This is a genomic window from Streptococcus sp. 1055, assembly GCF_013276815.1.
GTDB lineage: Bacteria > Bacillota > Bacilli > Lactobacillales > Streptococcaceae > Streptococcus > Streptococcus pseudopneumoniae.
Map to the genome: position 1 here is coordinate 1 of NZ_VMLT01000121.1, position 4633 is coordinate 4633.

The 4633-nt window shown below is 38.0% G+C and carries 4 protein-coding genes; 3 read left to right on the forward strand and 1 reads right to left on the reverse strand.

Annotation, left to right across the window (positions count from 1 at the left end):
- Positions 1-2: 2 nt before the first annotated feature.
- Complete coding sequence (gene tnpB, locus HT699_RS09995; RefSeq protein ID WP_172934330.1) at positions 3-353, reverse strand: IS66 family insertion sequence element accessory protein TnpB; 351 nt, start codon at positions 351-353, stop codon at positions 3-5.
- Positions 354-721: 368 nt separating this feature from the next.
- Between tnpB and ylqF the strand changes: the two genes are divergently transcribed.
- Genes ylqF through HT699_RS10010 form a run of 3 tightly spaced genes read left to right on the forward strand, consistent with a single transcriptional unit; the run spans position 722 to position 3905 of the window.
- Entirely contained in the window at positions 722-1573 is an 852-nt protein-coding gene (gene ylqF / locus HT699_RS10000) for a ribosome biogenesis GTPase YlqF (RefSeq protein ID WP_172934331.1), read from the forward strand.
- Positions 1560-2339, forward strand: coding sequence for a ribonuclease HII (locus HT699_RS10005; protein ID WP_172934332.1), 780 nt, complete (start codon positions 1560-1562; stop codon positions 2337-2339). Before ylqF ends, HT699_RS10005 begins: the two co-directional genes overlap by 14 nt.
- A gap of 15 nt (positions 2340-2354) precedes the next feature.
- Positions 2355-3905 carry a ClC family H(+)/Cl(-) exchange transporter gene (locus HT699_RS10010; protein ID WP_172934333.1) on the forward strand — a complete coding sequence of 517 codons (1551 nt, stop codon included), beginning with the start codon at positions 2355-2357 and terminating at the stop codon, positions 3903-3905.
- Positions 3906-4633 lie beyond the last annotated feature (728 nt).

Below are 4633 nucleotides of genomic sequence, written 5' to 3' on the forward strand. Positions count from 1 at the left end.
TTTCAATAGAAATCACGACTTTCTGATGAATTTATTTGGGGAGTGATAGAAAAGCCCTTCATCAGCCAGTCTACTTGTTCAGGTGTGATAGCTTTGACATCCTTTTCTGTACTTGGCCAAGTCAGTTTACCATTCTCAAAGCGTTTATAAAGTAGCCAAAATCCTTGACCATCCCAGTAAAGAGCTTTAAAGCGGTCTTTACGTCCACCACAAAAGAGAAAGACTTGACCGGAGAAAGGATCCAATTCAAAGTGGGTTTTAATGAGATAAGCCAGTGAATCAATGCCTTGTCTCATATCCGTTTTCCCACAAACAAGGTGAACTTGACCTAAATCGTTTAGTTGAATCATCATAGTACACTACCTTTCCTCCGATAACTATTTTTATTTAGTATACCGGAAGTTGGGGAATTAGGATAGATACGATACCTTGTTATGACGCGCTTACTTTAGAATAGTACGTTATAGATGTTAAAATATTTCTAGAAATTAATTTGACTTTCCTAATCGATTTGTTCACATCTTGTTTTAATCTACTATATATAGGGTACTTGAAAGGCTATCATCGGACAAAATAAAGAAGGCATGATATAATATAAGGTAGATTTTTATGTCATAAAACAAGAGGTGTTTGGACATCATCCATTTGAAAACTCTATGTGTTCAAACGATAGTAAAATAAAATAGGGTATCTAAATCCTCGCTATGAAAGGAAAAACTCAATGGCTACTATTCAATGGTTTCCTGGTCACATGTCTAAAGCGCGTCGACAGGTGCAGGAAAATTTAAAATTTGTTGATTTTGTAACTATTTTGGTGGATGCACGTTTACCTCTATCTAGTCAAAATCCTATGTTGACCAAGATTGTTGGTGATAAACCAAAACTTTTGATTTTAAACAAGGCGGACTTGGCTGATCCAACAATGACCAAGGAATGGCGTCAGTATTTTGAATCACAGGGAATCCAGACGCTGGCTATCAATTCCAAAGAACAAGTGACTGTAAAAGTTGTAACAGATGCGGCCAAGAAGCTCATGGCAGATAAGATTGCTCGTCAGAAAGAACGTGGTATCAAGATTGAAACCTTGCGTACCATGATTATCGGGATTCCAAATGCTGGTAAATCCACTCTTATGAACCGTTTAGCTGGTAAGAAAATTGCCGTTGTCGGCAATAAACCAGGGGTTACCAAGGGACAACAATGGCTTAAAACCAATAAAGACCTGGAAATCTTGGATACACCGGGGATTCTCTGGCCTAAGTTTGAGGATGAAACTGTTGCACTTAAGTTGGCATTGACTGGAGCTATCAAGGATCAGTTGCTTCCTATGGATGAGGTTACCATTTTTGGTATCAATTATTTCAAAGAACATTATCCAGAAAAGCTGGCTGAACGCTTCAAACAAATGAAAATTGAAGAAGAAGCGCCTGTGATTATTATGGATATGACCCGCGCCCTCGGTTTCCGTGATGACTATGACCGTTTTTACAGTCTCTTCGTGAAGGAAGTCCGTGATGGAAAACTCGGTAACTATACCTTAGATACATTGGAAGACCTCGATGGCAACGATTAAAGAAATCAAAGAACTCCTTGTGACAGTCAAGGAGTTAGAAAGCCCTATTTTTTTAGATCTTGAAAAGGATAATCGCTCTGGAGTTCAAAAAGAAATTAGCAAGCGTAAAAAAGCCATTCAGGCTGAATTGGATGAAAATTTGCGTTTGGAATCTATGCTTTCCTATGAAAAGGAAAGTTACAAGCAAGGAGTGATCTTGATAGCAGGTGTTGACGAGGTCGGCCGAGGTCCTCTTGCTGGTCCTGTAGTCGCTGCAGCTGTTATTTTACCTAAAAATTGTAAGATTAGAGGCCTCAATGACAGCAAGAAAATTCCTAAAAAGAAACATCTGGAGATTTTCCAAGCCGTTCAAAACCAAGCCTTGTCGATTGGAATTGGTATCATGGATAATCAGGTCATCGACCAAGTCAATATCTACGGAGCAACTAAACTGGCCATGCAGGAAGCAATCTCCCAGCTCAGTCCTCAACCTGAGCACCTTTTGATAGATGCCATGAAACTGGAGTTGCCCATTTCACAAACCTCCATCATCAAAGGTGATGCTAATTCCCTCTCTATTGCAGCGGCTTCTATAGTAGCCAAGGTGACCCGTGATGAATTGATGAAGGACTACGATCAGCAGTTTCCTGGCTATGATTTCGCTACTAATGCAGGATATGGAACAGCTAAACACCTGGAAGGACTTGACAAACTAGGAGTTACCCCAATTCACCGAACCAGCTTTGAACCCATTAAATCACTGGTTTTAGGTAAAAAAGAAAGTTAATTGAAAGGAAATACCATGGAGGAACAGTCGGAAATAGTCCGTTCTAAGAAAGAATTCGCCTTTGCATCCAGCACTATACTATCCCAAGTTGGTCGAGGAATCATTGTCGGCCTCGTCGTAGGGCTCATCGTCGGATCCTTTCGTTTCTTAATTGAAAAGGGCTTCCACCTGATACAAGGACTTTATCAAGATCAAGGGCACCTATTTGTTAATTTATTTATTATTGCCCTGTTTTATCTAATCATCTGCTGGCTCAGTGCCAAACTGACACGCTCTGAAAAAGACATCAAAGGCTCAGGAATTCCGCAAGTCGAAGCCGAACTGAAAGGTCTCATGACCCTCAACTGGTGGGGCGTTCTTTGGAAAAAATATATTCTAGGAACTCTTGCTATTGCTAGTGGACTTATGTTAGGTCGAGAAGGGCCAAGTATTCAACTTGGAGCTGTTGGTGGTAAAGGTATCGCCAAGTGGCTCAAATCCAGTCCAGTAGAGGAACGTTCCTTAATTGCCAGTGGAGCTGCAGCAGGTTTAGCCGCTGCCTTTAATGCTCCGATTGCAGGACTTCTCTTTGTGGTAGAAGAAGTTTATCACCATTTTTCACGCTTTTTCTGGGTATCTACTCTCGCAGCTAGTCTCGTAGCAAACTTTGTTTCTCTGCTCATATTTGGCCTAACACCCGTACTGGATATGCCAGATAATATCCCACTCATGACCCTAGATCAGTATTGGATTTACCTCCTCATGGGAATTTTCCTTGGATTTTCCGGTTTTCTCTATGAAAAAGCTGTGCTCGATGTCGGTAGACTTTATGATTGGATTGGTCAAAAAATCCATTTGGATAGAGCTTATTATCCAATTCTTGCTTTTATTCTCATCATACCAGTCGGAATTTTTTTACCTCACGTCCTTGGTGGTGGAAATCAGCTTGTTCTTTCCTTAACTGAGCAAGATTTTAGTTTTCAAGTTCTATTAGCTTACTTTTTAATTCGCTTTATCTGGAGCATGATTAGTTATGGAAGTGGTCTTCCAGGAGGAATTTTCCTACCAATTCTGGCTCTCGGTTCCTTACTTGGTGCCCTAGTTGGTGTTATCTGTGTCAATCTTGGACTTGTCAGTCAAGAGCAATTCCCTATATTTGTCATTCTAGGAATGAGTGGCTATTTTGGAGCAATATCAAAAGCTCCCTTAACTGCCATGATCCTCGTAACTGAGATGGTAGGAGATATTCGCAACCTCATGCCACTTGGTCTTGTCACTCTTATTTCTTATATTATCATGGATTTGCTCAAGGGTGCACCAGTCTATGAAGCCATGCTGGAAAAAATGCTTCCAGAAGAAGTATCCAGCGAAGGAGAAGTTACACTTATCGAAATACCAGTTTCTGATAAGATTGCTGGAAAACAAGTACACGAACTCAACTTACCACACAACGTCCTCATCACTACCCAAGTCCATAATGGAAAGAGCCAAACAGTTAATGGCTCAACCAGAATGTATCTGGGTAATATGATTCACCTGGTTATTCCAAAAAGTGAAATTGGAAAAGTCAAAGATTTGTTGTTATAAGCTCTGTTTACATAATTTTTATTATGTAATAATATTTCTTAATTAAATACATTAGAAAGCCGATTCTCAGCAATGAGATCGGTTATTTTTTACAGATAAGATATTTCTCATACAAATAATTGAACTTTGGTAAAAATAAGACTATAATCAAGTTAGAAATGATAAAGCATAAAGCTAGAAAGGAGTTTACTGTATCAAATCTGTACAGTAAGATTAAAATCATGAAAAAGAAAACGATAGCAATTATACAATGCATTTTGTATCTCATAGCTGCTCCTTATATATCTCTTCAATTATGTAGAATGAACAGAAGTATCGTTACTGATAATCTCTTTTTTATTTTCCTTATTCTGTTGACTATTTCATTCTGGTTTAGTATTTGGAAACTAGAAAAAGCACTAGCTAATGATTCACAATAGCAATTCCAAAGATTTAGCTCTGTAAAACTAAAAGTTTATGTACAATTGAATTAACTAGACTTAAACCATTGATAAAACTGAATTAGAAGCATAAAGTACATTTTACAATCGATGTGCTTTATGTTTTATGTAAATTGTCTTAGTTACTTCCTAAAAAATATTTTATTTTAAAAAATAAATTTTGGATTATATACAATTGAAAAATTTTTAGTTTTCACTTTAATAAGATACATTTTAGGCAATTTTGGACGAAAAAATTTTTTTATACTCAATAAAAATCAAAAAGCAAACTAGGAAGCTAGCCGCAGG